General features: G+C 60.7%; 14 protein-coding genes. All 14 read left to right on the top strand.

What is annotated here, in order from left to right:
* The first annotated feature begins 77 nt into the window (after positions 1–77).
* The 14 genes from yicI (at position 78) to fumC (ending at position 20875) form a co-directional block, all read left to right on the top strand.
* Entirely contained in the window at positions 78–2477 is a 2400-nt protein-coding gene (gene yicI / locus AC06G8_RS20120) for an alpha-xylosidase (RefSeq protein ID WP_480283695.1), read from the top strand.
* Positions 2478–2904: 427 nt separating this feature from the next.
* Positions 2905–3885 (top strand): ABC transporter permease, encoded by a 981-nt coding sequence (locus AC06G8_RS20115; RefSeq protein WP_480285473.1) that lies wholly within the window; start codon positions 2905–2907, stop codon positions 3883–3885.
* A gap of 14 nt (positions 3886–3899) precedes the next feature.
* Positions 3900–4802, top strand: coding sequence for a carbohydrate ABC transporter permease (locus AC06G8_RS20110; RefSeq protein WP_480283694.1), 903 nt, complete (start codon positions 3900–3902; stop codon positions 4800–4802).
* A 184-nt stretch (positions 4803–4986) separates the two neighbouring features.
* Entirely contained in the window at positions 4987–6726 is a 1740-nt protein-coding gene (locus AC06G8_RS20105; RefSeq protein WP_480285472.1) for an ABC transporter substrate-binding protein, read from the top strand.
* 237 nt (positions 6727–6963) lie between these two features.
* Positions 6964–8760 carry a sensor histidine kinase gene (locus tag AC06G8_RS20100; RefSeq protein ID WP_480283693.1) on the top strand — a complete coding sequence of 599 codons (1797 nt, stop codon included), beginning with the start codon at positions 6964–6966 and terminating at the stop codon, positions 8758–8760.
* A 3-nt stretch (positions 8761–8763) separates the two neighbouring features.
* Entirely contained in the window at positions 8764–10383 is a 1620-nt protein-coding gene (locus AC06G8_RS20095) for a response regulator transcription factor (protein ID WP_480283692.1), read from the top strand.
* Between the two features lie 188 nt (positions 10384–10571).
* Positions 10572–11426, top strand: a complete 855-nt coding sequence (locus tag AC06G8_RS20090; protein WP_480283691.1) for a helix-turn-helix domain-containing protein — start codon at positions 10572–10574, stop codon at positions 11424–11426.
* Positions 11427–11692: 266 nt separating this feature from the next.
* Complete coding sequence (locus AC06G8_RS20085) at positions 11693–12367, top strand: SOS response-associated peptidase (RefSeq protein WP_447662837.1); 675 nt, start codon at positions 11693–11695, stop codon at positions 12365–12367.
* Between the two features lie 509 nt (positions 12368–12876).
* Positions 12877–16473: a chemotaxis protein CheB gene (locus tag AC06G8_RS20080; RefSeq protein WP_480283690.1), complete on the top strand. Its 3597-nt coding sequence runs from the start codon at positions 12877–12879 to the stop codon at positions 16471–16473.
* Between the two features lie 384 nt (positions 16474–16857).
* The gene (locus tag AC06G8_RS20075; RefSeq protein WP_447662835.1) at positions 16858–17055 is read left to right on the top strand and encodes a hypothetical protein; all 198 of its coding nucleotides are present in this window, start codon (positions 16858–16860) and stop codon (positions 17053–17055) included.
* Between the two features lie 159 nt (positions 17056–17214).
* The gene (locus tag AC06G8_RS20070; protein WP_447662834.1) at positions 17215–17403 is read left to right on the top strand and encodes a hypothetical protein; all 189 of its coding nucleotides are present in this window, start codon (positions 17215–17217) and stop codon (positions 17401–17403) included.
* Positions 17404–17565: 162 nt separating this feature from the next.
* On the top strand, positions 17566–18312 hold the full coding sequence (gene map, locus AC06G8_RS20065; protein ID WP_480283689.1) for a type I methionyl aminopeptidase: 747 nt from the start codon (positions 17566–17568) through the stop codon (positions 18310–18312).
* Positions 18313–18718: 406 nt separating this feature from the next.
* The gene (locus AC06G8_RS20060) at positions 18719–19387 is read left to right on the top strand and encodes a bifunctional 2-keto-4-hydroxyglutarate aldolase/2-keto-3-deoxy-6-phosphogluconate aldolase (RefSeq protein ID WP_447662832.1); all 669 of its coding nucleotides are present in this window, start codon (positions 18719–18721) and stop codon (positions 19385–19387) included.
* Between the two features lie 102 nt (positions 19388–19489).
* On the top strand, positions 19490–20875 hold the full coding sequence (fumC, locus tag AC06G8_RS20055; RefSeq protein WP_480283688.1) for a class II fumarate hydratase: 1386 nt from the start codon (positions 19490–19492) through the stop codon (positions 20873–20875).
* Positions 20876–21128: the final 253 nt, after the last annotated feature.

The raw sequence follows: 21128 nt of genomic DNA, 5'->3' as shown, positions 1-21128 counted from the left end.
TGCAAGATTCATCCTTAATGCCGCCGTATACTGTTATTATAACGCTTACAATTCACAGGATAAAGGATGGATGCGAAGTGAAATTCACGGACGGAAACTGGCTGATCCGGGAGGGCTACTCCGTAGAGAGCGCCATGCAGGTTCACGATTGCCGGGCTGAAGACGGAGTGCTGACGGCGTATGCCTCCACGACGCCGCTGAGGGGACGGGGCAGCATGATCAATACCCAGCTGCTGACGATCCGCTTCCACTCCCCGCTGCCGGGAGTGATCGGGGTCAAGCTGACGCATTTCGAGGGTGCCGTCGACCGGGGGCCGCATTTCGAGCTTCGTGGCGGACATCTGGCAGGAGCTATAACCGGAGCCGGACATGAAGCCGGAGCCGAAAATACAACAGGAGCCAGTGCCGCCGCTGCCGGACATGCCGAGATCGCGGAGACGGACGCCTACGCGGAGCTGAAGAGCGGGAATCTGAGCGTGCGGATCGACAAGGGCGGGCAGTGCTCGGTATCGTTCTTCCGCAGCGGGGAACGATTGACGGGCAGCGGCTTCAAGTCGATCGCCCATGTGACGGGTCCGGACGGAGAAGCCTACATGCGCGAGGAGCTGGACCTGTCGGTCGGCGAGCTCGTATACGGGCTCGGCGAGCGCTTCACTGCCTTCGTGAAGAACGGCCAGGCCGTCGACATCTGGAACAAGGATGGAGGCACGAGCTCGGAGCAGGCGTACAAGAACATTCCTTTTTACTTGACGAGCAAAGGTTATGGAGTGTTCATCAACGATCCGGGCGCGGTCTCGCTGGAGGTCGCCTCGGAAAAGGTGAAGAAGGTGCAGTTCAGCATTCCCGGCGAAGCGCTGGAATACTTTGTCATCGACGGACCGACGCCGAAGGAGGTGCTCGGCCGCTACACCGACCTGACCGGCAAGCCGGCGCTGCCGCCGGCCTGGACGTTCGGGCTGTGGCTGTCGACCTCGTTCACGACGGAGTATGACGAGGCGACGGTGAACGCCTTTGTGGACGGCATGGCGGAGCGGGATCTGCCGCTGTCGGTCTTCCATTTCGACTGCTTCTGGATGAAGGAATTCCACTGGACGGACTTCAAATGGGACGAGAGGGTATTCCCGGATCCGGCCGGCATGCTGGCGCGCCTCAAGGAGAAGGGGCTCAAGATCTGCGTCTGGATCAACCCGTACATCGGGCAGCGCTCGCGGCTGTTCGAGGAAGGGCGGAGCAGGGGCTACCTGGTGCGCAAGCCGAACGGCGACGTCTGGCAGACCAATCTGTGGCAGCCGGGCATGGCGCTGGTCGACTTCACGAATCCGGATGCCTGCGCCTGGTACGCCGGGTACCTCGACGAGCTGATGGACATGGGCGTGGACAGCTTCAAGACGGACTTCGGCGAGCGCATCCCGACGGATGTCGCCTACCATGACGGATCCCATCCCGAGGGAATGCACAACTACTACACCTTCCTCTACAACAAGGTCGTATTCGAGGCGCTGGAGCGCAAGCTCGGCCGCGGCGAGGCCGCTGTATTCGCCCGTTCGGCGACGGCGGGCGGCCAGCAGTTCCCGGTCCACTGGGGCGGAGACTGCTACGCGGATTACGAGTCGATGGCGGAGAGCCTGCGGGGCGGCCTGTCGCTCGGGCTGAGCGGCTTCGGCTTCTGGAGCCACGACATCGGAGGCTTCGAGAACACCGCCCCGGCGCATGTATTCAAGCGCTGGCTGCAGTTCGGCCTGCTGTCCACCCACAGCAGGCTGCACGGCAGCACGTCGTACCGGGTGCCTTGGGCTTATGACGAGGAATCCGTCGAAGTGACGCGGACGTTCACCAAGCTGAAAATGAAGCTGATGCCTTACCTCTACAGCGTTGCCGTCGAAGCGAAGGAGCAAGGCGTGCCCGGCATGCGCGCCATGCTGCTGGAGTTCCCGGAAGATCCGGCGGCGGAAACGCTGGACCGCCAGTACATGCTCGGCGGCTCGCTGCTGGTCGCGCCGGTATTCTCGGAGTCCGGCGACGTCAGCTACTACGTGCCGGAAGGCCGCTGGACCTCGCTGCTCACCGGCGAAGCCGTCGAGGGCGGACGCTGGCGCAAGGAACGCCACGGCTTCCTCAGCCTGCCGCTGCTCGTGCGGCCGAACACGCTGCTTGCGCTCGGCGCGGTCGACAGCCGTCCGGACTACGACTACGCCGATTCCGTAGAGCTGGCGCTGTACGCGCTGGAGGACGGCGCGAGCGCGAGCGCGGTCGTATGCGATACGTCCGGAGCGGTGCAGCTGATGGCGCAGGTCAGCCGCTCGGGCAATCGTCTCGAGCTGCGCGCGAGCGGAGCCGGCAAGCCGCTGCGCCTCTCGCTGCACGGAGGAACAGGCGAGATCGCAGAGGTTGCCGGAGAAGGAGCGCGGCTTGCGGATGGAGCCGTCGTCCTGGACGGCTTCGCTGGAGAAGCGTCAGTCGTCATCATCTTGCGCTGACCGCTGACCGATGACCGATGACCGGCGATCGGAAGAACAGTCCGGCTGCGCAGCGATCATCGATTGGAATCCTGAGTTCATCTTCTATGACCCTGAATGAGAAAAAGGCCCTTTAAGCGCAGCAGCACACTTAAAGGGCCTTTCGTTTATTCCGCGAACAGCTTACCGGCGTCGCCCAGCGCCATTTTATGGCCGAGGGAGGAGTAGACGAGCCTTTTTGCCCGTCGAGCACATAGACATGCTTGCGGAAGAGCAGGAATGCGCTTTCAGAAATCTCTAATTTTGACCTGATTTTCGCTCCGATCCCTCCGGTAGGAAGGCCCGGGTGAATGCGTTACCATGGATGGCATAGGGAAACACAAGCAAGCGTGGACATGCCCGGGCGCAGCTGCCCGGAATGCCGCGGAAGAAAGGAATGATGGAGCTTGTGAAAGCGCTGACAGAAAAGCATCCTGCCGCCGGTCCGGATGGAGCCGCACTAGCCGCAAGCTCGGGCCCGGCCCGGTTCTGGAAAGTAATGAAGTCCCAGAAGTACTTGTATTTCATGTCGATTCCGTTCGTGATCTGGGTGTTCGTGTTCAGCTACATGCCCCTCTGGGGATGGACGATGGCGTTCCAGGATTTCAAGGCGGGCAAGTCGTTCGGCGAGCAGAAATGGGTCGGCTTCAAGCATTTCCAGGAGCTGTTCACCGACGAGCGCTTCTACCTCGTGCTGCGCAACACCTTGGCGATGAGCCTTATGGGCCTGATCGTAGGCTTCGTCGTCCCGATCCTGTTCGCGGTGCTGCTGAACGAGGTGAAGGGCCGGATGTTCAAGCGGACGGTGCAGACGATCTCTTATCTGCCTCACTTCGTCTCCTGGGTCGTCGTAGCGGGCATCGTGACCAAAATGCTGTCGACCGACAGCGGAGCCGTCAACAACCTGCTCATGTGGCTGCATATCACGGACGAGCCGATTCAGTTCATGGCCAAAGGAAGCTGGTTCTGGAGCATCGTGACCGCCTCCGACCTGTGGAAGGAGCTCGGCTGGAGCGCGATCATCTATCTTGCGGCCATCGCCGGCATCGACCCGGAGCTGTATGAGGCTTCTAGAGTGGACGGAGCGAACCGGCTGCGGCAGATGTGGCATATTACGCTGCCGGGCATCCGCACGACGATCTCGGTGCTGCTCATCATGAGCATCGGGCATCTCATCAGCATCGGCTTCGAGAAGCAGTTCCTGCTCGGCAACAACCTGGTCAAGGATTACTCGGAGGTGCTGGATCTGTACGCCCTCAATTACGGGCTCAGCCTGGCGAGGTTCTCCTTCGGCACCGCGATCGGCATCTTCAACTCCGTCGTGAGCATCTTCCTCCTGTTCCTGGCGAACGGCGTGCTGAAGAAGGTCACGAAGGAAAGCATCATGTAAAGGGGGGACCAACGATGAACAAGGCTTTCAACGCCACCCGCGGCGAACGGGTATTCGACGTCATCAATATTGTCATCATGCTGCTGCTCGTCACCGTCACGCTGTATCCCTTCCTGAACGTGCTGGCGATCTCGCTGAACAATTCGCAGGATACGGTCCGGGGCGGCATCAGCCTCTGGCCCCGGCAGTTCACGCTGGAGAACTACAAGGTGATCTTTGCCTACGAGGGGCTCATGCAAGGGTTTAAAATCTCCATCCTCAGGACGCTCGTCGGCACCGTGCTGGGGCTGCTGAGCGCCTCGATGCTGGCCTTCACGCTCAGCCGCCCCGACTTCCAGGCGCGCCGCTTCGTCTCGGTGTTCCTGGCGCTGACGATGTACTTCTCCGGCGGGCTGATTCCGGTCTACATCCTGATGCGCGACCTGCATCTGATCGGCACCTTCTGGGTGTACGTCCTGCCGGGAATGGTAGGGGCGTTCAACGTCTTCGTCATCCGCTCCTTCATCGACGGCCTGCCGTTCGCGCTGCAGGAGTCGGCCAAGCTGGACGGGGCGAACGACTTCACGATCTACTGGCGCATCATTCTGCCTCTCGCCAAGCCGGCGCTCGCGACGATCGCGCTCTTCCTGGCGGTCGGGCAGTGGAACGCCTGGCTCGACACCTATCTGTACAACGGCTCTAGCGAAACCTGGACGACGCTGCAGTACGAGCTGATGAAGGTGCTCCAGAGCACGCAGCAGGGCGGAGCGAACATGCGGACCAGCAACGAGGACATGACGAAGCTGATGAACCAGGTGTCGCCGGAATCGATCAAGATGGCGATCACGATCGTGGTGACGGTGCCGATCCTGGCGGTCTATCCGTTCCTGCAGCGGTATTTTGTCGGCGGCATGACCCTTGGAGCCGTCAAGGCGTAAGGCTTCGCCGGGCCTTCCCTGCAAGGCGGGCCGGCTCTTCCGAAAGACAGGGAAGAATGGCCGGCCGCGCAGCGCCTATCGTCTTTCGGGGAGCCTGTTTTAAATAGAGCCAAATGAATGCGTTTGCTTCGAATCGTTTTCCAGACGGCTTTTTCAGACCACTAGGGAGGTTATGAGCTTGAAGATGCTTAAGATGAGACAACCAAGAGCGACGGCTGTGCTGGTGCTCGCCGGCGTGCTCGCCGTGACTGCAGGCTGCTCGGGCAGCAACAACAGCGGCGGAGGCAATACGAACGCAGCCGTGTCCTCGAATACCCAGGGCGGCGCGGCCAACGCGGATGCCGGCCAGCAGGATCTCAAGCCGGTCACGTTCAGCTTCTTCGGAGCCGACGCCAGCCCGAACTGGAACAACATGCAGGATGAAGTCGGCAAAGCCATCACCGAGAAGACTGGCGTCACGATCAAGGCCGAGTACGCGGTATCCGGCGGAGGGACGGACAAAATCTCGCTGATGGCGGCGAGCGGCCAGTACCCCGACATGGTGTTCGCCAAGGGCGACGTCGACAAGCTGGTCGACGCCGGAGCGCTGATCGACCTCACCGACCTCATCGAGAAACACGCCCCGAACCTCAAGAAGGTATACGGCAAATACATGCAGCGCCTCAAGTACAGCAAAGAAGACACGTCGATCTACGTGCTTCCGAGCAACGACTCCATCGATCAGACCTACTTCGACGCCGGCGGCGGCTTCGAGCTGCAGCAGCGCGTGCTGAAGGAGCTCGGCTATCCGGAGATCAAGACGCTCGAGGACTACGAGAACGCCCTCAAAACCTACTACGCCAAGCACCCGACGACCGACGGCAAGCCGACCATTCCACTCACGCTGGACACGGACGACTGGCGCATCATGATTACCGGCACCAACCCGGCCTTCCTCGCTACGGGCCTGCCCGACGACGGCGAATACTACATCAATCCGGACACGTACGAGGCATCCTTCCATATCCGCCGTCCGGAAGAGAAGGAATACTTCCGCTGGCTGAACAAGATGTTCAACGAAGGGCTGCTGGACAAGGAAGCGTTCGTGCAGAAGAGCGACCAGTACAAGTCCAAGATCGCCAGCGGACGCGTGCTCGGCCTGATCGACCAGGAATGGGGCTACGGAGACGCCGAGAACGCGGTCAAGAGCAAGGATGACGGAGCGTATACGTACGCCCACTTCCCGGTCACGATCTCCTCGGATGTCAAAGACCACAGCTTCGCGCCGACCGGCTTCATGGCGGGTTACGGCATCGCCATCACGAAGGACTGCAAGGATCCCGTCCGCGCGATCCAGTTCCTCGACTGGATGGCTTCCGACGAAGGCCAAGTGCTGCGCAACTGGGGGATCGAAGGCAAGCAGTACAACGTGGAGAACGGCATCCGCGTCATTCCGGCCGATATCCAGAAGCAGAAAACCGAGGACAACACGAACTTCACCAAAAATACGGGCGTCGGGCTGTACTTCGTCTTCGGGCCTCACTACGGCGACGGCGTGAAGGATCCGAGCGGCAGCTACTACACGACGAACTTCCCGGATCAGATCGTGGCGGGCTACACGAATGCCGAGAAGGAAACGCTCAAGGCATACGGCGCGACGACGTGGAAGGACTTGTTCCCGAACGAGAGCGAGTTCAAGGAGCGTCCTTACGGCGCAGCCTGGAACATCCCGGCTCCTTCCGATTCAGACTACAATGTCATCTTCAAGAAGGCGGAGGACATCATCTGGAAGAAGATTCCGGAAGCGGTGCTCGCCAAGCCGGCCGACTTCGACAAAGTGTATGATTCCATGCTGAAGCAGCTGGACGACGTCAACCTGAGCAAGATCGAAAAAATCTATACCCAAGCGGTCAAAGACCGCGTGGAGCAGTGGTCGGCCAAGTAATCCCGGCCGCGTCCGAGGCAGCCGTCCCGAATCGGGGAGGGCTGCCTTCGGGTCTTTTTATCCGGGAAGAAGGGGAATCCAGGCTCGTATTCATGCAGGAGCCGTTCTTGCCGGGCTGGAGCAGCTGCCTGCGCCGCTTGAGCGGCGGCGGAAGTTTCCGTTTACCTTTGTAAGCGGTTGCCTTACGATACGGTCTAAGACTATCTTCTTCATGGATCGAAAGAGAGGCATCCGCAAGTGAGACAAGTCATCCGGCATATCGGATTCCGCTTCAACAACCTTCGGCTCAAGAGCCAGCTGTTCATCGCCTTCCTGATCGTCGTGCTGATCCCGGTGCTGATCGTGGGCATTTTCCTGACGGCCCAGTACCGGAACAACGTGCTTGAGCAGGCGACGCGGCAGACGACGAACAACGTGGACAAGATCGTCACGCAGACAGCGGACATCCTGCGCATTCCGATGGAGCTCTCGGACGATTACATGGTCAGCACGGACCTGAGCAATCTGGTCAATACCCGGTACGCGACCGTGTTCGACTCTACGCATGCGCTGTGGGAGTTCAACGATTTCCGCAGCGCCGTGAAGCTGTACCGCGAGGTGGACTATATCCGGCTGTACGCGGACAACGATACGCTGCTGGAGAATTGGGAGTTCCTTCATCTGACGGACGCCGTCCGCAGGACGGACTGGTACCGGGCCGCCAACGCCAAGGACGGCATCCATTGGATGTACACGTCCAACGAGACGAGGAAAGGAGCGAAATCGCTCAGCCTCGTGCGCCTGATCCCCTTTCCTACTTATAAGACAAGCGGCGTCCTCGTCATCGACGTCAACCCGAAGCTGTTCGACACGATGTTGCGGCAGGAGCCCTACGATACGATGATCGTGGACGCTTCGGACACGGTCGCCGCGGCGAAGAACGGCTCATGGATCGGCAAGAACCTGTCCGAGCTTGAGTTCCCCGGCCTCGGCGGCAAAGCCGAAGGGACGTACAACATGACCTTCGGCGGCGAGGAATACCGGGTCGTCATCGAGAAGCTGAACCCTGCCTCGAGCGTCAACGGGCTGCGCATCGTATCCGTGTTCGCGGTGGAGAGCATCGTCGGGGAAGCGAACCGCGTCGCCCGCCTCGGCATGGGCGTGCTGGCCGTGAGCATGGCGATCGCGCTTGTGCTCATCTACATCGTGGCCTCGGTGCTGACCAAGCGCACGCTCGTGCTGTACCGCAACCTGAGCCGGGTCGGCAAGGGCGATCTGCAGGTGTATTCGGACATCCAGGGCAACGACGAGATCGGACTGCTGTCCCGGCAGTTCAACAATATGGTGGCGAGCATACGCGGGCTGATGGCTGAGGTGGAGGATTCGCACCGGCAGCGGACTGAGCTTGAGGTGAGGCAGCGGGACATCAAGCTCAAGATGATGGCCAGCCAGATCAACCCGCATTTCCTGTTCAACGCGCTGGAATCGATCCGGATGAGGATCCATATGAAGGGCGAGAAAGAGATCGCTTCCGTCGTGCGCATGCTCGGAAGGCTGATCCGCAACAACATCGAGATCGGGCAGCGTCATATTCCTCTCGGCGAGGAGCTGGAGATCGTCCGGTACTACTTGGAAATCCAGAAATTCCGATACGGCGAGGACCGCCTGGAATTCGTCATCGATGTCGAGGAGGAGATGTCGCTGACGCTCATCCCGCCGCTGATTTTGCAGCCTCTGGTGGAAAATGCCGTCGTGCACGGCTTGGAGGGCATCGGGGAAGGCGGGCGCATATCGATTGCGGGAAGAAGATTGCAGGACGGAGGCCTGGAGCTGGCCGTCGCCGACAACGGCGTCGGCATGACGCCGGAGCGGCTGCGGGACAACCGGGATGCCCTGGACGATCCTAGCGAGGACAAGGGGCATCGGATCGGGCTGCGCAACGTGCATCAGAGGCTGGTGCTGAATTACGGCCCGGGCAGCGGCCTGAGGCTCGAGAGCAAGGAGGGGGAAGGGACGGAGATCAGGCTCCTCATTCCCCGGATGAAGGAGGGATAGCGGATGTACAGCTTGTTGATTGTCGATGACGAGCCGGCGATTCGGGAAGGCATGCAGACGCTGATCGAATGGGAGCGGCTGGGATTCCGGGTCGCCGGGCTGGCGGCGGACGGCATGGAGGGGCTGCGACTGTACCGGGAGCTGTCCCCGGATCTGATCCTGGTCGACATCCGGATGCCCAAGATGAACGGCCTCGAGCTGGTCGAGGAGATCAGGAGGCAGGATTCCGCCTGCCGGATTATGGTGCTGAGCGGCCATGCCGACTTTTCTTATGCGCAGCAGGCGATCCGCTACGGCATCGAGGGCTACCTGCTGAAGCCGGTCGACGAGGATGAGCTGGAGCAGTATGCGGCGCGGATCGCCCGCTCGCTGGATGAGGAGCGCGGGAAGGCGGCCGATCCGGCCAAACGGCGGGAAGAAGCGCTGCTGGCGCTGCTGGCGGGAGATGCGGAGGGGGCGCTGTCGATCGCCGCAGATGCCGGAAGAGCCGGCATGCTTCCAGGGGTCCATGCAGAAGCCGGCGGGCGGGACGCCTCCGGTGCGGATCTGTGGCGGCTGCTCCATGGAGGCGCTCCCGGCGGCCGCGTGCTGCTGGCGGAGGCCGGACAGGAAGACGGCCTGGAGCAGGCGGAATTCAGGCGGAGGCTGGAGGCGGGAGCCGCAGCCCGAGGGCTTGGACCGGTCTTCGAGGCCGGGACCTCTCTGGGGCTGCTGATTCCAAGCGGGGAATCGGCGCTGCGGTCCGCCGCGAAGCTGCTGGAGGAAAGCGCAGGCGAAGGAGGCTTCACCGCCGCCGCGGGGTCATGCGCGGAGGAGCCGCCGGCAGCCGCGCGTTCGCTGCTGGAGGCGCAGGAGCTGATGGCCTTGCGCTTCCTGCTGGAGCCGGGCCGCATCCATACCGAGCGGCCTGCGATGCTTGCGGCGGCGGGAGCTCCCGGCCATACCGGATCATCAGCGGCTCGCGCGGCGGAAGGAAAAGATGATGCTGCACGCCTGGCCGAGCTCGCCCTGGCGCTCAGCCGCGCCGTGGAGACGGGCGGCATGTCCGGCATCGTCGCCTCACTGGACGAGGCGGCGGCCTCGCTGGCGGCCGGGAATGCGTCGCGCCCGGCGTTCTCCTCGGCGATGGCCGAGCTGATGACGCTGGTCATGGCCGAGCTTGGGCGCCATGGCGGCGCTCCTGCAGATGGGCGCCACGGCGCCCTCGCGGCGAGCGTCTACCGGCACGCCAAATGGAGCTCCATGCGCGCGGAGCTGGCCGCCGGACTCTCCGCCGTGCAGCAGTCGCTGGACGCGTCGGACAGCGGCAGTGTCCTGCGGCGCATGACCGGCTTCATCGAGCGCCACTACGGCGAGCCGCTGAGGCTGGAGACGCTTGCCGAGCTGTTCGGGTACAACAGCGGCTACTTAGGCAAGCTGTTCAAAAGCCATACCGGCGTCTCCTTCAACGCCTATCTCGACCGTCTGCGCATCGAGCGGGCGATCGCCTTGCTGGAAGGCGGCATGAAGGTGCGCCAGGCCGCGGAGAAGGTCGGCTACGCCAACGTCGATTATTTTCACGCCAAATTCAAGAAATACACGGGAAAATCCCCTTCCTTCTACAAAAAACCGGGCGAAAGCTGATGGAGTCCGATCGATTTGCTACAATAGATGCATCCGGGAAGCCGGGCCCCTCCAGAGGGTGCCCGGCTTCTGCCGATGCAACGGCCTTGGCGCACGCCGATCCGGCAGATGCGCCGAAGCCATGGACAAACAGCCGCAGCCGCCGGAAGCGGCTGCCGGTTTTCTAGAGATTTGGGAGAGATGAAGAAATGCCTGATACGAGACTGTTGACCTTCCGCTGCCCGCCGCTGCCCTTCCTGGTCGAGGCCAGGAGAGCGTCATACGATGCGGGAGAGGAGCACCCGAGCCGGACCGATCTGGGCATGTTCGAGCTGATTCACGTCCGGCGGGGAGCCCTTTCCGTGACAGAAGGAGACAGCACCTGGACGGTGGAGGCGGGACAAGTGCTCATTCTGCGTCCCGACCGCCCCCGGCTTGGCGCTGGAGCATGCACCGGGGAGACGGAGTTCGACTGGGTTCATTTCCAGTTCCAAGGGGAGTGGGAAGAAACGGCCGAAGGGGACGAGTCCACGCTGGTCGGGGACCATTACACGCATACGGTCAGGCTGCCCAAGCTGATCGCAGGCATATCCGGCCAGCCTGCCGCCGCAGCCTTCGCCTTGCTGAACGAGGCGGCGTCAAGCCCGGACCACGGGGCTTTCTGGACCCGGCAGATGAGCTTTCTCGACCTGCTGCGGCAGCTCGAGGCTGCAGGCCGGACAGGCGTCTACCGGGCATCCGCCTCTGCGGTCGCCGAGCAGGCTGCAGCTTATATGAAGGAAAGCTACCGGGAATCGGTCACGAACGCGGAGCTGGCCAGCGCGCTCGGCTACCACGCCGTCTATATCGCCCGCTGCATGGTGGAGACATTCGGCTGCACTCCGCAGCAATATCTGCTCTATTACCGGCTGGACAGGGCCAAGCTGCTGCTGCTGACGACCGACTGGCCGATTGCCCGCGTCGCCGAGGAGAGCGGCTTCAGGCAAACGCCGCATTTCTCGCGGCTGTTCGCCGCCCATGCGGGCATACCGCCGCATCGCTTCCGCAAACGGTTCACGCCCTGACTGTTAATGAAGCCAAGGATCAAGCCCGCATACCATCAACCTTGTCCATGATTCGCAGGCTGAAATGATCGATATCCCTAGAGGCTTCGGCCTCCGGGAGCGTCGCCGCCGATAACCGGCCGCCGGCTCCATCCACAGGCGATAGGAGAGAGAGGAGAGGTTTGCGGGATCTCCTTTCCGTCATCTCCTTCCCGGCACGCGCATAACTTCCCTCCGGTTGCAGATACTGGAAGCGAGACGAACAACCGGGAAGGTGGCCAACAACTATGTGCGTGCGTTTTTCGCTTACGTCTGACATCGAGGAGCTTGAACACCGGTTCGCGATCCGCGATGCCGTCCGAATTCCGACGATGCGCTACAATATCGCTCCGACGCAGAACGTCCCTGTCATCCGCAACAACCGCCACGGCGTGAGAATCATGGACGATGCCAGATGGGGACTGTTTCCGTTCTGGGCCAAGGATGCCGTCAATGCCGATGTCTCGATGCTGGAATCCAAGCCATGCTTCAAGCAGATGCTGATCAGCGGCCGCTGCATCATTCCTTGCAGCGGAATGTACGGCTGGCAAAGGGGAGCGGAGGAGAACGGACCGAAGCAGCCTCGCGCCATGCGGATCATGGTCCAGGGACAGCCGCTGTTCGCCATGGCTGGCTTGTATGACGAGTGGAGAACGCCAGAGGGTTCGCTGATGCGTGCGGCGACGATCGTGACCGTATCGGCATCAGGCCCGTTGTCCCTGCTGCAGGATCGGATGCCGATCGTGCTGGACGAGGAAGGGCTGGAAGACTGGCTCAATCCGTCGATCCGCGAGTTTTCGTTCCTGCGCCGGCATCTGCAGCCGCTCGAGCCTTTCCAGCTGCGGGCCTATCCCGTCAGCAACGCCGTGGATGACGAGTTGTACGAAGCGGCGGATTGCATCGCGGAAATTCGGATGGCTTGAACAGGCATATGCAGAGGCATTAGGTAGGTGCTTAGGCATTAGGCGTAGGCAGCATAGACAAGAAAGCCGATCTCCGGGGAGATCGGCCTTCTTTGTCTTCCGCGGACGCCGAAAACGGATGGATCCGGGCCAGGGCATGCTTCAGCCTGGTCCGGTCCTCCGATGGCTGCCGGAAGTCTTTCAACCGCTCGGCCTCGACGAGCCAAAGATCCAGCTCAAGCAGGCTGCGCACGATTGCCTCCAGGCTCATGCCTGCATAGCAGAAGATCCAATCCTTGTTGAAGTTTACCTCAAGCCGGACGAGCCTTTCCATCGCAAATAAAGACGAATATCCGATATTAATGCCGAATAAACGGAATCATTTGGACTTTTTGCTGGACAAGAGGAAACAGAAGTCTTGCGGAGAATACACTATAAGCTATTTATCTCCGGACAGGCCGACTGATAGGGCCGGCTTTTATCCTTCGCAGCCCCATTTCCGTCCAAGCGCTCAACCAAGGAGGGACGACATGACCAAGATACCTTCCGACAGCCAGCATTCCGAAATCCCGCTCTGCAACGCCGAACCGGTCCGAATCGTCGGCATCGGCGCCTCGGCGGGAGGACTGGAAGGCTTGAAGCATTTCTTCCAGCAGGCAAGTCCGGAGACCGGTCTTGCCTTTGTCGTCATTCAGCATTTGTCGCCCGATCACAAGAGCCTCATGAACGAGATTCTCTCTTTATATACGCGGATGGAGATCCAACTCGCCCGCGACGGCATGGAGGTGGAGCCGAACACGATCTATCTCGTTCCTCCGCGCAAATCGCTTTCCTTGAAAAAGAACCATCTATGGCTTTCGGATCCGCATCCCGACGAGATCCATTACCCGATCGACTATTTCTTCCATTCGCTTGCGGCCGATCAGGGCCAGCAGGCGATTGCCGTCGTGCTGTCCGGTACGGGTACGGACGGAACGAGGGGCATTTCAGCTGTAAAACGCAGCGGCGGGATCGTGTTCGCCCAGAACGAGGAGTCGGCGAAGTTCGACGGCATGCCTCGCAGCGCCATTGACAGCGGACATGTCGATTTCGTGCTCGCTCCGGATAAGATCGCATCCAAGCTCAAATTCCCCTCTTCCTTGATTCCTAGCGCCGGCTATGCTGTTCAGGCCGCCGCCTTGAACGATTCGGAGGCGCTGCTCGCCAAGATTTTGGAGAGGGTGAGGGAGCGGACGAACATCGATTTCAGCTTTTACAAGAGGAACAGCCTGCTGCGGAGGATCGAGAAGCGGATGGCCGAGGCAGGGACGGGAACTCTGGCCGACTATGAGCTTCTGCTGGAGACGAGGGAGGAAGAGGTGCTGGCGCTGAGGCAGGATCTGCTCATCCACGTCACCCACTTTTTCCGCGATCCCGAAGCGTTCGACATCATCCGGGAAAAGGTGCTGCCCAAGCTGGTCCGCGCCAAGCTGCAGAACAAGAGCACCGAGCTGCGGATCTGGACGGCCGGCTGCTCGACGGGCGAGGAGGCGTACTCCATCGGGATGCTCGCCCTCGAAGTGCTGGAGCAGGAAGGCGCGCAGAACCGGTTCAGCATCCGCATCTTCGCCACCGATGTGGACAAGCAGTCCATCGATTACGCCAACCATGGCGTCTATCCGCTGTCGATCGGGACCTCGGTGTCCAAGGCGAGGCTCGACAAATACTTCGTCCGCCATGGCGACACGTATCAGGTCACGCGCGAGCTGAGGCGGCTGATCGTGTTCGCACCCCATAACCTGACGAAGGATCCGCCGTTCAGCAATCTCGATCTCATCAGCTGCCGCAATATGCTCATCTACCTGCAGCCGGAGATGCAGCAGAAGGTGCTGTCGCTGTTCAACTTCGCGCTGACTCCCGGTGGCTTTCTGTTCCTGGGGCCGAGCGAGACAGTCGGCAGGCAGGACCATCTGTTCGAGTCCTCCAACGGCAAGTGGAACATATTTCGGCACAAGAGCCAGCGCAAAAGCAGCGCGTCCGGCGCTGCGCTGCTCATGGACGGAGCCAGGAGGCTGTCCACGCCGAGCGAGATGAGGGAGCGGCGCAAGCAGCAGGCTGGGGCGAATGCGCAGGAGAACCGCCGCCAGAGCCAGTTCTACAGTACATACGTGAACGAGCATATGCCTCCTTCCCTGCTGGTGGACGAGAAGCTGGACATCCAGCATTTGACCGGCAATGTGCAGCCGTTCCTGTCCCCGATGGAAGGCAGGCCTTCATGGAACCTGCAGAAGATGCTGGAGCCGGGGCTTGCCGTCGCGGTCATGACCGCCGTCCAGCAGATCCGCTCCGGGCTGGATGAGGTCGTGTTCCGCCATCTGGTCGTGCAGACGGCGTCGGGAGAACAGCGGATCAACGTGACCGTGCGTCCGTTCTCGAAGAGCGGAGCTGCGTTCCCCGGCAGCATGCTGATCATCCTGGAGATCGCCCCCGAGCTGGATGAAGTTCCGGCCGCTTCCATCGATCTGAACGACAGCGTCCGCCGGCAGATGGTATGGCTGGAGCAGCAGCTCCACTCTACCGAGGACAAGCTCCAGTCGGCGATCGAGGAGCTGGAGGCTTCCAATGAAGAGCTGCAGAGCACGAACGAGGAGCTGATCGCCTCCAACGAGGAGCTGCAGAGCACGAACGAGGAGCTGCAGGCGGTCAATGAAGAGCTGGTGACGATCAACACCGAGTATCAGTTCAAAATCCAGGAGCTGACGGAGCTGAACAACGACATGGACCTGTTCCTTGTCAGCACCAAGATCGGCACGATCTTCCTGGACACTCAGTTCTGCATCCGCCGCTTCACTCCCGCTGTGACCAAGGAGATCCATCTTCTCGATGTGGACATCGGGCGGCCGTTCCACCATATTTCGCATCAATTCTACTATGGCCAGTTCGTGGAGGACGCCTCCAGGGTGCTGCAGTCGCTCCGTTCGCTGGAGAAGGAAATCAAAAGCCGCAGCGGGCGCTGGTACAAGATGCGGATGATGCCTTACCGGACGCTGGAGCATCTGACCAAAGGCGTCATCATCACGCTGGTGGACATCACCGAGCTGAAGGAAGCCAACGAGGAGCTGCTGCGCCTCTCGTATGCGATCGAGCAAAGCCCGATCCTCGTCGTCATCTCCGACCTTGAAGGAGGCATCCTCTACGCCAACAGGCAGTTCCAGGACCTGACGGGCGAGACGTCGGAGAGCATCTATGGCAGGCATCTGGAGTCTCTCGATGACTGGCAGGCGAGCGGCTGCAGCTTCGCGGACATCTGGGAAAAGCTCAAGCGCGGCGAGATCTGGGAGGGCGAGCTGGCCGGCATCGGCAAGGATGGAGCGGTCTACTGGGAGCAAGCGAGGCTGGTGCCGATCGTGAAGCTCGGCGAGACGATCCACTACATGAAGATCTCCGAGAACATCACCGACCGCAAGACGACGGAGGAGATGCTCCGCAAGTCGGAGATGCTCGGAGCCGTCGGCCAGCTGGCGGCCGGCATCGCCCACGAAATCCGCAATCCGCTCACCTCTCTCAAAGGGTTCACGAAGCTGATGCAGGAAGACAACCGGCGCAATTACATCTCCATCATGGCGATGGAGCTGGAGCGGATCGAGCAGATCGTCAGCGAGCTGCTCGTCCTCTCCAAGCCGCAGGCGGTCGACTTCCATCCCGTCGCGCTGGGAGCCGTGCTCCGGGATGTCGTGATGCTGATCGAGGCTCAGGCGACCATGAACAATGTGCAGCTGGAGCTGGAAATGCCGGAGAACGACATGCTCGTGCAAGGGGTGGACAACCAGCTGAAGCAGGTGTTCATCAATCTGATCAAGAACAGCATCGAAGCCATGGGCTCCGGAGGCATCATTCAGGTGAAGGCTTCTGTCGGCGAGGACAACATGGCCTGGACCCGAATCATCGACCAGGGCTCCGGCATCCCTCCGGAGAAGCTGGCCAAGCTGGGCGAGCCGTTCTTCTCCACCAAAGCGAGAGGAACCGGACTGGGCCTTGTCATGACGTACAAGATCGTCGAGAACCATCATGGCAAAATGTATTACGAAAGCGAGCTCGGTAAAGGAACGACGGGCTTCGTCGGCCTTCCGATCATCCGCAGCAGCTGACCCGCGGCAGAGCCGTCATCCAAGCCGGAAGCGCGTCTTCCGGTTTTTTTCCATTCCTCCGCTCATACAATGGGATAGACGCTCGAAGATGGGCCAACCCATCCCTCTGGCGACGGATGAAGGAAAGGAGAGCGATGCAAAGCCGATGATCTTCATTCCGTTCGTCATTTAGCGTTTGATTGGCGGACACGCAGGGTAAAAAAACTGAAAAGCTTGTCCGTTCCTGTCGATAATCCTTGAAGGATGGGGAATTGATGCGGTTTCGGCGATCGCCGGCCGCAGAGGGAGATGAGGGAACGGCACGGGGTGCCGCTGTTGTAAGCGCCTTTCCTTTCCGATATACTTTTCCGTAATGACATTTACTGGAGAAGCGGGGGCGGCGGCATGGTGATTGAAGGATGGGTGACGGCTCTGACGCTTGCATTCGGCGTCGTGGCAGCTGTCGTCGGCGTCGCTGCCTACCTGCGCTTGTACCGCCGCCAGAATCCGGACCAGGGCCTGAGCAAGGCCGAGGCGTCCTTGCGGGACAGCCGGAAATTTCAGGAGGAACCGAACGATAAAGAAGTCCCTCCGCAGGAATGAATGGGAATTTGCTTCCAACCTGATGCATGAAGTGATATAATAGTGTGAAAAATACAAACATTCGCTTAACTGCCATGGAGTATCTGCACCATAGGGATACCTGCACGTTCTCGAATCCGAGGTTTCGGATGGACATCCAGCGTTAGAGGAGGAGATTTCATGGCCAAGCACAGCCAGAATGAAGTCAAGGAAAGCCTCAAGGAACTCACGAGAATTTTTCAGCCCAAGGATCCGCGGAAGTTCGTTAAGGATTACATCCGCAAATACCGCATCACCGGCGGATATGAGGATGAGCTGACGTCACTGGTTGAGCATGAAATGGACAGAATGAATTCCTCCGTGAGCTAGAACAAGCGAGCCTATCATATACCCGGCCTGGATACTCCCCCTGCGGAGTTCCGGGTCTTTTTTGCGTGGCATGAGGCTGCGGAATGAGGCGCGGCTCTTCCGAATAGCATAGATCGAGGGAGCTTGGATGGCGATCTTGGACGAAGAGCGGAGGCATCAGCCATGGCGGAATGGAAATCGGATGAGGAAATCGGCAGGATCCGCCGCGCGGGACGAGTCGTCGCGTTATGCCACGATGCGATCGCGAAGCGGATCGCGCCCGGCGTCACGACGCTTGAGATCGACCGTTTCGTTGAACGGCTGATGGCGGAGCATGGGGCTTACCCGGCTCAGAAGGGATACAGAGGCTATCCTTATGCGACCTGCGCGTCGGTAGGAGAGGTCGTCTGCCACGGATTCCCGGATGCGGAGCCGCTTCAGGAGGGGGATATCGTGACGATCGACATGGTTGCGGATGTGGACGGCTGGAAGGCCGACTCGGCTTGGACCTATGCGATCGGAAAGGGCGGTCCCGGCGTGCAGTCGCTTATGGCGGGCGCCCGGCAGGCGATGCTGAGGGGGATCGGCCAATGCCGGGTCGGGCGCAGGATCGGCGACATCGGCGCCGCGGTTGTCCAGTCGGCGAAGGAGACGGGGCATTCGGTCGTGTCCAGCTTCGCGGGGCATGGGATCGGACGTTCCATCCACGAGCCGCCGGAGGTGAGCCATGTCAGCAGAGGCGGCAGCGGAGCGGTTCTGCAGCCCGGCATGGTGCTGACCGTCGAGCCGATCCTGACGGCAGGCGGGTCGGAAGTATGGATTGCCCATGACGGCTGGACGGCCCGGACGAGCGACCGTTCCTGGTCGGCGCAATACGAGCATACGGTGGCAATAACCGAGCAGGGACCGGTTATCCTTACTTGTTTGTAAAGCGGGGATGCGGGCTCGAAAAAAGTTATCCCCCAAACTATGCACATATGCACAATTGATATCCACAATATCCACAGGGTTGTAGGGATAACTTGACCGGTTAGCTTGCAATGCTGAAAATATGGATCCATAAAGGCTTTTTCGATGGTGATTGTCCCCTTGTGGATAAAAAATGATTCGGCCTCTTCCATCTGGAAGAGGCTTTTCTGTGGATAGCTTCGATGATTGACGGTGGCGACGGGCTAGTGAGACAATGGAAGAAAGCGATTCCTACAGTTGCCTGTTCCAGGCGGCTGTAGGATCCGGAGGCGGGGAAGCAGCCGTGCGGCGATCGCCGCACGGCCGGCAGCATGACGAGGCCGGCCGCCGAGGCTCTAAGAGCATAAGAATCGGGGAGGAAGCTGACATGCTTAACAAACTGAGAGTGACTCAAGCAATCGCGGAAGCGGGCGTCGTGGCCGTGCTGCGCGCGGATTCGGCGGAGGAGGTCGCCCGCATGGCGAGGCATGCCATCCGCGGGGGAATCAAGGCGATCGAGATTACGATGACCGTGCCGATGGCGCTGCAGGCGATCCAGCAGCTGGCCGCAGAGTATTCCAGCAAGGCGGATCCCGCATCGGATACTTACGCGATCATCGGCGTTGGAACCGTGCTGGATCCGGAGACGGCCCGCGCGGCCATTCTGAGCGGCGCGGAATTCGTCGTTGCGCCGGCTGTCAATCCCGACACGATCACTCTGTGCAACCGCTATGCGGTGCCGGTCATGCCGGGAACGATGACGATCCGGGACATCCAGACCGCGATGGAGCTTGGAGTCGACATCGTCAAGCTGTTCCCGGGAAGCGCGTTCGGTCCGGATATGATTACGGCCGTCAAAGGCCCGCTTCCGCAAGCGAACATCATGCCGACGGGCGGCGTGTCGCTGGCCAATCTGGCGTTGTGGGTGAAGGCTGGCGCGGTCGCGGTCGGCATCGGCGGAGATCTGACCAAGGAAGCGGTCAAGCAGGGGGATTACTCGCTTATCGAGCGGCAGGCCCAGGCTTACGTCCAAGCCTACCGGGACGCCAAGGCCTGAGCGCGCCGCGGGGCAGGCCCGCTGGCGGCAGACGCTCGGATTGGGTAAAATGGGTGAGTGAAGGTAAGCGGTTTATCGACTTGAGAGAGGCGGAATGGAATCATGGAATACCGGATTGAGAAGGACACGATGGGCGAAATCAAGGTTCCCGCGGACAAGCTGTGGGGCGCGCAGACACAGCGCAGCCGCGAGAACTTCAAGATCGGCTGGGAGAAGATGCCGCTTGAAGTCGTCAAAGCGATGACATATGTGAAGAAAGCGGCGGCTCAGGCCAATCGGAAGCTTGGCGTTCTCGAGCCGGAGAAAGCCGACGCGATCTGCCGCGCTGCCGACGAGATCCTCGAAGGCAAGCATGACGGGGAGTTCCCGCTCGTCGTATGGCAGACGGGCAGCGGCACGCAGACCAATATGAACTGCAACGAGGTCATCGCCCGCCGCGCGAACCAGCTGCTGGAGGCGGAAGGCTCCTCCGTGCGCATCCATCCGAACGACGACGTGAACCGTTCGCAGAGCTCCAACGACACGTTCCCGGCGGCGATGCATATCGCGGCGGTCATCGCGGTATCGACCTCCCTGCTGCCGGCGCTCGAGGTGCTCAAGGCGACCTTGCACGAGAAGAGCGTCAAATTCGACGACATCGTCAAAATCGGCCGCACGCATCTGCAGGATGCGACGCCGATCACGCTCGGCCAGGAAATCAGCGGCTGGGAAGCGATGCTGGAGAAATCGTCCTGGATGCTGACGAGCAGCGTCGACGCCATCCGCGAGCTCGCGCTCGGCGGCACGGCGGTCGGCACCGGCATCAACGCGCATCCGGACTTCGCGGTGCAGGTGGCAGCCGAGGTGGCCGAGATTACCGGCCATAACTTCGTGACGGCATCGAACAAGTTCCATTCCCTGACGTCCCACGACCAGATCGTCTGGGTGCATGGCGCGATCAAGGGCCTCGCGGCCGATCTGATGAAGATCGCCAACGACGTGCGCTGGCTCGCCAGCGGCCCTCGCAGCGGCATCGGCGAGATCACGATCCCTGAGAACGAGCCGGGCAGCTCCATCATGCCGGGCAAGGTCAACCCGACGCAGTGCGAAGCCATTACGATGGTCGCCTGCCAGGTCATGGGCAACGATGCGGCGATCGGCTTCGCGGCCAGCCAAGGCAACTTCGAGCTGAATGTGTTCAAGCCGGTCATCGCCTACAACTTCCTGCAATCCGTCGTGCTGCTCTCCGACTCCATGCTCTCGTTCAACGAGCATTGCGCCGTCGGCATCGAGCCGAACCTCGACACGCTGAAGCACAACCTGGATCAGTCCTTGATGCTCGTGACGGCGCTCAACCCGCATATCGGCTACGAGAACGCGGCCAAGATCGCCAAGCAGGCGCATAAGGAAGGCACGACGCTCAAGGAGAGCGCGATCAAGAGCGGCCTGCTCACTTCCGAGCAGTTCGACGAGTGGGTCCGTCCGGAGAAGATGACGGGCAAGCGCTGAGAAAGAAATAGGCAGGTGGCTCCGCCCCGTCATAGGAACGTGACGGGGCGTTTTTTTTTGATAGGGGAAAAGGATGAGGAATTGTTCGACACCTAAACAAATCAGGGCCGATACATGGATTTGAGCAGATATCCAGTTCCAAGCTCTTCTTTCAAGGGTCGGGCGTGATGCGATAGGAATTCAAAAAGGACTGTCCCGTAAGTCATGAAAATGACCGGGGACAGTCCCTTTTTTCATAGGGTCAAACGAAGCA

It is taken from the genome of Paenibacillus sp. SJS-P3, assembly GCF_056711585.1.
The sequence above is the reverse complement of the archived record's forward strand: the minus strand, read 5'-3'. Positions and strand labels throughout refer to the sequence as shown.

Excerpts from the sequence above, each read along its gene's own strand:
- AC06G8_RS20080 (WP_480283690.1), top strand. The coding sequence starts at position 12,877 with ATGACCAAGATACCTTCCGACAGCCAGCATTCCGAAATCCCGCTCTGC.
- AC06G8_RS20070 (WP_447662834.1), top strand. The coding sequence starts at position 17,215 with ATGGCCAAGCACAGCCAGAATGAAGTCAAGGAAAGCCTCAAGGAACTC.
- AC06G8_RS20085 (WP_447662837.1), top strand. The coding sequence starts at position 11,693 with ATGTGCGTGCGTTTTTCGCTTACGTCTGACATCGAGGAGCTTGAACAC.
- AC06G8_RS20075 (WP_447662835.1), top strand. The coding sequence starts at position 16,858 with ATGGTGATTGAAGGATGGGTGACGGCTCTGACGCTTGCATTCGGCGTC.
- AC06G8_RS20090 (WP_480283691.1), top strand. The coding sequence starts at position 10,572 with ATGCCTGATACGAGACTGTTGACCTTCCGCTGCCCGCCGCTGCCCTTC.
- fumC (WP_480283688.1), top strand. The coding sequence starts at position 19,490 with ATGGAATACCGGATTGAGAAGGACACGATGGGCGAAATCAAGGTTCCC.
- AC06G8_RS20105 (WP_480285472.1), top strand. The coding sequence starts at position 4,987 with ATGCTTAAGATGAGACAACCAAGAGCGACGGCTGTGCTGGTGCTCGCC.
- AC06G8_RS20110 (WP_480283694.1), top strand. The coding sequence starts at position 3,900 with ATGAACAAGGCTTTCAACGCCACCCGCGGCGAACGGGTATTCGACGTC.
- map (WP_480283689.1), top strand. The coding sequence starts at position 17,566 with ATGGCGGAATGGAAATCGGATGAGGAAATCGGCAGGATCCGCCGCGCG.
- AC06G8_RS20060 (WP_447662832.1), top strand. The coding sequence starts at position 18,719 with ATGCTTAACAAACTGAGAGTGACTCAAGCAATCGCGGAAGCGGGCGTC.
- AC06G8_RS20095 (WP_480283692.1), top strand. The coding sequence starts at position 8,764 with ATGTACAGCTTGTTGATTGTCGATGACGAGCCGGCGATTCGGGAAGGC.